The 7,992-nt window shown below is 59.7% G+C and carries 9 protein-coding genes; 3 read left to right on the plus strand and 6 right to left on the minus strand.

The window, feature by feature from the left end:
* Positions 1-257: 257 nt before the first annotated feature.
* Both Q322_RS0118910 and Q322_RS23660 read left to right on the plus strand, forming a co-directional pair.
* Positions 258-695, plus strand: a complete 438-nt coding sequence (locus Q322_RS0118910; protein WP_029479420.1) for a hypothetical protein — start codon at positions 258-260, stop codon at positions 693-695.
* Positions 696-884: 189 nt separating this feature from the next.
* Positions 885-1,283, plus strand: a complete 399-nt coding sequence (locus tag Q322_RS23660) for a hypothetical protein (protein WP_156953167.1) — start codon at positions 885-887, stop codon at positions 1,281-1,283.
* A 99-nt stretch (positions 1,284-1,382) separates the two neighbouring features.
* On the opposite strand, the gene Q322_RS0118915 is transcribed toward Q322_RS23660, so the two are convergent.
* From Q322_RS0118915 to Q322_RS0118925, 3 genes are all read right to left on the minus strand, one after another.
* On the minus strand, positions 1,383-2,855 hold the full coding sequence (locus tag Q322_RS0118915) for a hypothetical protein (protein ID WP_029479421.1): 1,473 nt from the start codon (positions 2,853-2,855) through the stop codon (positions 1,383-1,385).
* 342 nt (positions 2,856-3,197) lie between these two features.
* Positions 3,198-3,497 carry a hypothetical protein gene (locus Q322_RS0118920; RefSeq protein ID WP_029479422.1) on the minus strand — a complete coding sequence of 100 codons (300 nt, stop codon included), beginning with the start codon at positions 3,495-3,497 and terminating at the stop codon, positions 3,198-3,200.
* 52 nt (positions 3,498-3,549) lie between these two features.
* A complete protein-coding gene (locus Q322_RS0118925; RefSeq protein WP_029479423.1) occupies positions 3,550-4,125 on the minus strand; it encodes a hypothetical protein in 576 nt (191 codons plus the stop codon).
* A gap of 581 nt (positions 4,126-4,706) precedes the next feature.
* Between Q322_RS0118925 and Q322_RS0118930 the strand changes: the two genes are divergently transcribed.
* Positions 4,707-5,696: a ferritin-like domain-containing protein gene (locus Q322_RS0118930; RefSeq protein ID WP_029479424.1), complete on the plus strand. Its 990-nt coding sequence runs from the start codon at positions 4,707-4,709 to the stop codon at positions 5,694-5,696.
* A 739-nt stretch (positions 5,697-6,435) separates the two neighbouring features.
* Here Q322_RS0118930 and Q322_RS22005 read toward each other — a convergent pair.
* The 3 genes from Q322_RS22005 to Q322_RS23975 form a co-directional block, all read right to left on the minus strand.
* Positions 6,436-6,876: a helix-turn-helix domain-containing protein gene (locus Q322_RS22005; protein ID WP_051668772.1), complete on the minus strand. Its 441-nt coding sequence runs from the start codon at positions 6,874-6,876 to the stop codon at positions 6,436-6,438.
* Between the two features lie 100 nt (positions 6,877-6,976).
* Positions 6,977-7,327 carry a type II toxin-antitoxin system HigB family toxin gene (locus Q322_RS0118940; protein ID WP_051668773.1) on the minus strand — a complete coding sequence of 117 codons (351 nt, stop codon included), beginning with the start codon at positions 7,325-7,327 and terminating at the stop codon, positions 6,977-6,979.
* A 54-nt stretch (positions 7,328-7,381) separates the two neighbouring features.
* Positions 7,382-7,992: hypothetical protein (locus tag Q322_RS23975; protein ID WP_084148099.1), on the minus strand; the 611-nt coding region annotated here is incomplete at its 5' end.

Here is a 7,992-nt window from a genome sequence, read left to right on the forward strand (position 1 = left end):
TGCTTTTGAGCTCTAATTCCATCCGACTCCAGAAACTCAGTGTGGGCTAGTGTTCAGGAGACGACTTCGCAGAAGTCGGAAACTGTACTTATCTTGTTTACTTTCCCCCTGTAGATATTCGAGAGGGATTCGGAGGGATTTTGAGGGGGATGGGTGGCCGGGGGAAACGTCGCTCAGCTTAGGCGCTCGCCTCGACGAAAGACACCACCAGAAAGGTTCCATCCCCTCTCAAGGTTTCAGCCTGCCTACACTCTGTTATGACTCAAGAGACCGCCCAGCGTATCCAGTGGCTCAAAGATCGGTACGCCGACCTGCACCCAAATGTGTACACAAAACTGCTGGAAGCAGGCGGAGATGCCGCAGTCATGGCACCCCTTGGATGGTTTGAAACAGCCTTCCTTACACGGGCTGAACTCTCCAACGATCCCGTACGGAAGGGGCAAGGTCGGGGCAACCAATGTCATCTGAACACGGCCTCGTATTACCGGAAGAACCCTCAGCGCTACCGCATTGTCTCTGGTTTTGGACTGAATCAGGATTCCGACGGTGTGGGGTGCTGGAGATCGCACTCGTGGGTCTTCGACACGAAAACCAAGGAGATCGTTGAAACTGTATTTCCCCGAGACCTGTACTACGGCGTACTTCTGACCGATGAGGAGGCAGAAGCCTTCGCGGCACAGTACGACCAGAGTTAATAGAGCAGGGCAGATCAGCGACAAGAAAAGTTATGAAGGTCCGCCGAGTTCTCTCTCCTCTAACAGGGATTAGAGAAGAGAAAATTGAGGGGTTTTATCCGGGTAGAATTATTTCACTTAACTACAAGTGCAAACAAGGTTTAGGTGAATATCATAAATATAATAGAAGAGACTCTTATATCCTCTAAGTTGAGTGAAGAAATTACTACTTTTCACTCCAAGATCGAAGATTTTCTTAATGGCTTGAGTAAAGAAGAACCTAATAGTACTGATTCGGATTTTCAAGCTGATCTAGATATTTTCCGTCTACTTGCTAATGCGTGTGATATTTTTGCTGCTCGCTTTCAGGAGCCAATTGATAGTAAGGAAGTTAGCTTTAGTGATCTCTCTATAAAAGTAGAAGGGGCATTTATAAATATTATTAACCTACTGGATATCAGCGATCCTACTTGGCATAGAAAAAAATCTGATCATCTAGCAAAGGGATTTGCCATTATAGCAGACGGAAAATATACACTGTATGGAGTTACAAGGATCAACAACAAAGCCCTGCCAAGTGATATGAATAAATTTCCACGAACTATATAGAGGGGTAGATGCTGACGTAATGGCCTGCCTCGCGGCGGGTCATTCCTTTGGGATCGGCTGAGGGGGGTGGGGCATCCGGCGCGCAGTCTGCGCCGAAGGTCACGCCGCCCGAAGTCGGGCCGCGAGCAGTGCGGCGGGGCGTCTGAGGCCCTTCCACTCGCGTCTGTCCACCTCCAGGCGCTGCAATTCTGCCGCCAGCGCCTGCAATCCGTCCCGCCCGTCGATCTCCGCCTGCCACGCCTGCCAGATCACTTTGCAGTAGTACAACCGACTGTGGCTGTCCTTCAGATCGCGTGCCAGGGCCGCCCCCATCATCCCCACCAGCGCCGCCCGCTTGGACTTGTGCGCTTCGAGCAGGGTGGGCAGCAAGAAAACCACATCCTGCACGCCATTTAAAAGGCGTTCGGCGGCGGCGGCGTCGTTTATTGCGGGGTCAGCTTTTAACGGGTTTTGGGTGTCAATGTTTCCTGGAATAACGGCCCATCGGCGGAGCTGTTCGAGTAGTTCGGCCTGTCTCTGCCCCACGGGATCAGGTGACCCCGCAATAAAATTTTCATCGTCTACGACGCACTCCAGATTTTTGGCTTCCTCGAATCGCCTGTCCGCGTTGGCAATCGCGTTGAAGGCCGTCCGTCCTGCCGCCTTGTCGGCGTCCAGGTCCCGGTACTGGCGTTTGTAGTCCCGGTACTTCAGGCGGGCGGTGTGGCCGGGGGCCAGGCGCACGGCGTACAGCGTGCCGTCCACTGCCGTCATGCGCTGGCCGTCCTTGCCGGTCATGCTGGTGAAGTGCTGGCGGGCGTACACGAAGCCCACCGCGGTGAGCTGGGCGGTCCACTCGCGCAGCGTGTTGTCACAGATCCCCAGGGACTTCGCCAGCAGCTCGGCGCACAGGTGCATCACGACTTGCCTGGGCGGGTTCCCGTCCTTGTCGTACAGGTAGAGCCGGACGGCCAGGAAGATCCGGCTCAGCTCGTGCAGGCGTACCGCCAGCGCTCCAGCTCCAGCAGTCCCAAACCCCTTGCCCCGTTGGGGGCGGAACGGGGCCAGCTCCAGCAGCTCGGACAGACGCGGGAGGGGCTGGCGCTGCACCTTCTGGTTCACGAAGATCCTGGTCTGCTCGGTTCGGGTCTGGGTGTCCTGCTCGTCCAGGATGCGCAGGGTGTCCAGCAGCCACAGGGCGGGGCTGCTCGGGCTGTCCTCGCCCTCTGTGGCCTCCACGGCGGGCGGCGTGACCTTCCTCGCGGCCCGATGGTGCGCTTTGCTCCTGGTCCGGCGCTCGGTGATCTCCGACAGGGTGGCGACCCGGTCTTCGCCCTGGTCTGGGGTCAGCACTGGGGGGATGGCGACGGGGACTGGGCGGGTCCATTTCTGGAATTCCCTGTCCGGCTGGGGCCTGGGGCGGGTCATGTCCACCGCTTCGCCACGCAGGGCGGCGCGGCTCATCTCTAGAAAGTGGGTGGTGCTGGCTGACCGTTCGGGGGTGGGAGACGGGTAAATGGTGTCCGAGGGTGGAAATACGGGGCCGGTTTGCCGTACCCTATAGGTCAGGCTGTCCCCCTGTTGGTTTTTCATTAGTCGTGGGTCCTTCGGGGTGGGATAGCAGAGTCAGGACGTTTGCAGCGTCGCTGGCTCGCTTCGTTTTTAACACTAGCACCCCATTTTACGCTGGGTGCGATCTGTTGGAGTTCTGTTGGCCCTCTGTTGGGCTGGTGTAGGGCGGCCTGGGACTTGCCGACAGTTTCTTGTACCCGGTGCATAGATTTGACAGGGGCTGAATACTGCCCTATATTGAAGGAATCAAGGCGGCCTTCGGGCCGCTTTTTCTGTTCCCACTGGCAATATCAACGCAAGGAGAAAGACCTGGATCACCCTCTGTGCTGATTCTTTTTCCAGGTGAGATCAGGATGAGGTCAATCAACGCCGCTGCCTCTGCCGCTTTTTCTCCAACTGGATGTCCCTTCTGCGCGCAGCTCTGGATTGCACTGTGCCCTGGGTGCGCTCCAACTCAGCGATCCGGGCGCGACTTCGCGGATCGGCGATGTACCAATCCAAAATGATGTTCGGCACCTCGGCGTACATGCCTCCTTTGGCAATCTCTCTGTCGATCAGGCTCAACATGCGCCGCTGACCAGACTCTGAGTCACGCAGGAAATTCTCCACAACACTGAGGGCGGGATCCGTCAGCGGTTCCTCGACAGGGCGTTTTTGCGACATGCCTATACCGTAATACGGTCCCTTACATCAGCGCGATGGGGCACAGGTAGTTTTACCCACCCAACAGCCGGATGACCAACCCACGTAACCCTGTCGGCTGCGGCTCTGCTGTGGCGGGTGGCAACGCGGCGTGAGCGGTAACTTCCAGGCGGGCCAGTTGTCCGCGCATGGCTTGCATCTCTGCCCTGGCCGCCGCCGCCTCGCCCGCTTCCTGTGCTAGCTCGCGGCGAAGGATCTCGACTTCGCCCTGGCTCCTCTCCAGTGCGGCCATGATCGGGAGGAGGGAGGGTGCCAGAGCTTCGCGCAGCAACTCGGCCAGATCGTCCCGGCCTATCGCTACGCCGGACAGCACCGAGGTATCCAGTGCAGAAAGGGGCACTAGAGGCGAGGTGAGCGCCCTGAGTGCCCCCTCAACACTGACGGCCTCGTGACGGTGAACCATGCCCAGTGCCTCTGCCAGCAGCTTGACCACTAACTCAGGCCACAGGCGCTCCAGGTGTTGACCTCTGGGCAGTGCCTCGCCTGTAATGGCTTCGATGGTTGTCGCATGCCGCCTGAGTGTGGGGAGCCGGACGCCCAGGCGCTCAGCCACCTGCTGAGGCGTCAGAACGAGTGGGGCGTCAGTCATGCCACAGCGTACAGGGGGGGCGCTTGGGGCGCTCTACCACCCAGTCGCTCGGGGCGCTCGAGCGCCCCGAGCGCCCCCATGCGAATGCGACTGGAACAGTAAAAAGCATATTTCTCAAGCGACTAAGGAGAGCCAAACAGCGGGCCTCATCAAGCGTCTTCGCCCTTTCTGGCAACGCTGATTATCGGAGCCGGACCCCAGTTAATGGGTGTTATCTCTGGGGGATGGCCGGGTCAAAACACTTTCGCCCAAGGCTGGTTAGGGCAGAGATTGCCAGTAGCTGAGTGAAGGAGCGCTGTCAAGTTTCTGGCGTTCGTATGCATGGATTATGTCTCCCCCATCTGGCTTGAAAGCAGGCGAACTCTGCTCCAATCTGCATCAGAATGTTCACCTTGAGTTAATGACCGCCATATTTGGGAAATCCAGTGACCCGGTTCGGCTAGAGTTACAAGACGCAGAGTGAAGCGATGCAGAGTTCGTCTCTCGGGTGACCCCGCGTGACGGAACTGTGCGAATGGTTCTGAAGACTCCACCTTCCGTTTTATCCCGTTCCTTCCTTCTCATTTTTGGAGGTTTCACACATGAGCAACGACACGCAGGGTACTAGTAGCCGCCGTAAGTTCCTAGGTATGGCCGGCATGATGGGCGCAGGCGCCGTTCTTGCCGGTTGTGCCAACGTCATCGCCACCCCGCCCGCCAAGCCCGTCAAGCCCGTCAAGGCCAACCTCGACGCTGCCATCTTCAACTTCGCTCTGAACCTGGAGTACCTGGAGGCCGCCTTCTACCTGGCCGCCGTGGGTCGCCTGGACGAACTGACGCCCCATGGTGGGGACCTTGGCCAGATCATCCTGCCCGCCGGCTTCACCGGCAGGGGCGGCGTGGGCATCCCCGGCCTGTCCCGCGACGTGCGGAACATGGCCGAGGAGATCGCGACCGACGAACTCTCTCACGTCAAGGTGATCCGTTCGGTGCTGGGCAAAGCCGCCGTTGATCAGCCGACCATCGACCTGAGCGGGGCGTTTATCGCGGCGGGCAAAGCGGCCTCGGACGGCAAGATCACGAACTTCAACCCTTACGCCAACGAACTGTTCTTCCTGCACGGCGCCTTTATCTTCGAGGACGTGGGCGTCACCGCCTACAAGGGCGCGGCCCGCCTGCTGGTGGACGACAGCGAAGGGGGCAATCTGGAGAACGCGGCGGGCATCCTGGCCGTCGAGGCGTACCACTCCGGCGCGATCCGCCACGCCCTGTACCTGCGCCGGGACGAGCAGGCCGTCGCTAGCCTGACGGTCGCCCAGGTCGTCCAGGCGATCAGCAATCTGCGTGATGCGGTGGACGGCCCGACCGACCTCGACCAGGGCATCGTGCCAACACTGTCCGGCAACCCCAGCTCCCTGCGGGCCAACGCCTCCAACCTCATCCCTGCCGATGCCAACGCCATCGCGTTCAGCCGCACGCCTCGCCAGGTGGCGAACATCGTGCTGCTGGATACGACCGGTAAGGCGGCCAAGGGCGGCTTCTTCCCCAACGGCCTGAAGGGGGACTTCAGCAAGCTCGGTCTCGGCGGGTAATCCCTTTGGAGCGACGCGCGCCGGAGCGGGATGCTCCGGCGCGCGTTCCTGTTTGACCTTCAGGCCCCCGCCGCCCGCAGCGGCGCCTCCAGCCCCCCCGTAAACCCGTGCTCCAGACGCGGCCACTCGGGGGGAAAGGTTGCATGCGGGTCACGTTGTTGGGCACGACGGCGCGTTGTGGCCTCAATCGTCCGAAAAAACCCGTTAGGGAAAATCTGCCGTCTGGGAGGAATTTGTAGAAGAGGTCTACTGCGAACTGGGTTTGAACACCGTTAGAAACTGGCATCTGATCGAGAAGCGAATTTACCCGTCATCCTGATGACAGGGTATGTCACGCTGGCCTATGAACAACGGTGAACTGATGGTGGTACAGCAGGCTGTCCAACTCAGAGCTACTGTACGTCAGCTTGTCGCAGAGGCTCAGCAACTCACCAGTGAGCTACGCGAAGCCCGTCTTCGCCTGCTGGATGACGTTTAGGCCGCACGGAAAAGCCAGCTCCTAGTCCCACTCAGTTACACGCCATCGTGGTAACGGTTACGCCAGGGTGTCCGATGTCAGATCAGGGTACACCCCAACACCACGTCAGCTAAGGGGCTAAAAATTGTCAGATTAGAGTTGTTTTTAACTTTCTCTGACAGTATTTTTTCGAGGCTCTAGAACTTAATCTGACAGGAAAATCCAGCGCGCACGCTCCCTGAGCCGTTGGGGCCAAGGAGCGGGCGCGCCGCGTGTCTTTGCTCAAGCCAGGAGCAGCGCGGGCGAGATCTGGAAGTGTGTGGCCAGCTTCACAGCCTGCGCTTTGCTGGGCATCCGCTCCCCCTTCAGCACTTTCGACAGCGTCCCCTGATCCAGGCCCGTGGCCTTAGCGAGCGCCGTCTGCGTGAGGTCATGGACGCTGAGCAGGTACGCCAGCACGTCCTTGGGCGCGCCCTGCGGCGGGCCGAGCAGCGCAGACTCATACGTTTCGATGCGTTCTGACAGCAGATCGATCAGCGAGTCCAGAGCATGGGGTTCACCCCCAGCAGCCTCACTGGCTTCCATCATCAGCGCCTCCACCGCCTCCAGCACGGCGTGGTACTGCTTTTCGTCGTGAATGGGCGCGAAAAGATCGATGGACGCGGCTTCGCGGGCGGCGGCTTCAACCTGCGTCCAGCGGTTGGCCAAGATCGTGACGTTCATGGAGTACCTCTTCATTTCATTTGGGATCAAGGGGCGAAGGATGGCAGGGCAAATGTGGGGAACCGGGGCGAGAAGGGTGCCCCCGAAGGGGGCGGGGCGGTCACTTTTTCTTCTTTTTCGTCTTGCGCGTGAGGTCACTCCAGGTGTTGTATTCCGCGTGGGTCATGAAGCGGTGGAGGTACAGCACCGGACGCGTCCAACGCACGAGGGTCACCAGCCGGTAAGCATTTCCGTTGATGTTCCACACCAGGTATGTACGGTTGACGTAATCCACGCCGGGCACCTGCGCCCTGAGTTCTGCAAAGGAATTGAAAGAGAGGTCGGTAACCGTGCGCTCCCAGCCCTTGAGGGCGTCGGCGGCGTCCGGGTGTTCCTGCATGTACTTGAGGAGGGTGGGGCGGGCAACGATGCGGGCCTTGAGGCGCGGTGGTGGTGGATCGGCGGTTCCCATGCAGACATTTTATGTCATTTTGCCATAAACGCCAAATGCTTTACGGCGCTCCCCTCAATATTCATAGCCGTAAGACCGGTCGCGCTGCTGCTGCCGCTGGTAGTCCTGGTCCTGCTCGTAGCTGCGCTCGTGTTGATGGAACTGGGCCAGCTCCTGCGTGCCGCCCGCGTGGTCTTGGTACAACCCCAACTCCCGCTGCTGCTCCCGCTGATATTCGTAGGTCTCACGGCCAAACGTCCGCAGGTCCGCCAGCTCGTCCTTCTGCAAGGTCCGGGACGTGGCCGCCAGGACGTGGACGTGATCATGCTGGCCCTGGTCCGTGTGGCTCACGCCCACCCACGTTTTGACCGTGTTGCCCTGGGCCTCGATGCGGGCGATCTGCTCGGCGGCCCACGCCTGCCGTCCCTGTTCATCCAGGTCCGCGTGACCCTCGCCGGGATTGAAGGTCAGCCGGTAGAAGTAGGTCTTGCCATCACTCTCGGCGGCGCGGTCCAGGCGTTCGTAGACCTCCTGGCGGCTCAGCTCACCGTCCTGATCGAACAGCAGGCGGGCCTGTCGCTCGCCCAGGTCGTCCTGGCGGTGCTGCATGTAGCGCACCGATCCCTTAGCTTCACCCGCGCTGCGGGTGTAGCTGGTCTTGACCACCGAGAAGGATCTTCCCGACA

The sequence above is a fragment of the Deinococcus frigens DSM 12807 genome, assembly GCF_000701425.1.
Classification (GTDB): Bacteria; Deinococcota; Deinococci; order Deinococcales; family Deinococcaceae; genus Deinococcus; species Deinococcus frigens.